Origin of the sequence: Streptomyces glaucescens (assembly GCF_002154375.1) — a bacterium.
In the GTDB taxonomy this organism is placed as follows: Bacteria; Actinomycetota; Actinomycetes; order Streptomycetales; family Streptomycetaceae; genus Streptomyces; species Streptomyces glaucescens.
In genome coordinates this window covers 1-990 of the sequence record NZ_MUND01001014.1, presented here as the reverse complement: position 1 = coordinate 990, position 990 = coordinate 1, and the positions used below count along the sequence as shown (strand labels likewise).

General features: G+C 71.3%; 1 protein-coding gene. It reads left to right on the top strand.

What is annotated here, in order from left to right:
• The first annotated feature begins 150 nt into the window (after positions 1-150).
• Positions 151-801 (top strand): helix-turn-helix transcriptional regulator, encoded by a 651-nt coding sequence (locus tag CCN42_RS40225; protein WP_245877694.1) that lies wholly within the window; start codon positions 151-153, stop codon positions 799-801.
• Positions 802-990 lie beyond the last annotated feature (189 nt).

The window sequence follows — 990 nt, the reverse complement described above, 5'->3', positions numbered from 1 at the left end:
CCCCTGCTTCCCCCGCCTCCCGCTTTCTCCCGCTCCTGCCCGGCCCCGTTACGCATCCCATCAGACAGGTAAGCCGTCATGCCCACCCAAGAGAAAACCGGACCGGCCATGTCCGCCACCACCTCACATGTGCCCACCCCGGCCTGGCCCATGCACAGGACCTCCCGTTCCGAACGCCCCGAGCGAGTGACCGTGGCCGTCTACGCCGCCGACCCGGTCCTGCGGCTGGGCGTCGTCCAGCAGTTGCGTCAGCGCCCCGAGATCGATCTGCTCGCCGACACCCATGTCGAGCGGGCGGAGGTGTCACTGGTGGTCGTGGACCAGGTCGACGACGACGTGGCGGCCCTGCTGCACCGGCTGCGGCACAACACCGACACCCGCACCGGTCTGGTGGTCGCCACCCTCGGTTCCGGCTCGCTGCAACGCGTCATCGAGTGCGGTGTGGCGGCGGTGCTGCGGCGCGCCGAAGCCGACCAGGACCAACTCCTGCGCCTGGTGCTGGCGATAGCCAACGGCGAGGGCGTGCTGCCCGGTGACCTGCTCGGCAAGCTGCTCACCCATGTGGGCAGCCTCCAGCGCTCGGCGCTCGACTCGCGGGGCATGTCCCTGTCCACGCTGACCACGCGAGAGGCGGACATGCTGCGCATGGTGTCGGAGGGCCTGGACACCGCGGAGATCGCCCGCAAGACCGCGTACTCCGAGCGGACCGTCAAGAACGTGCTGCACGAGATCATCACGCGGCTGCAACTGCGCAACCGGGCCCACGCGGTCGGCTACGCGCTGCGCAACGGGCTGATCTGACGTGCCGGGCCGGCCAGTCCGGGAACGGGTGTTGCCCGAAAGCGCACCACGCCCTTCCCCCGGGTGTGGCCCCGCCGCCCTGCCGCGCCGCGCGCGGCCTGTCGCAGGGTGGCGGGGGCACATCCGGCACATCCGGGTGCCGCACCAGACTGCGAGGGGGACCGTGATGAGAACCGCTGGCCCCGGCGG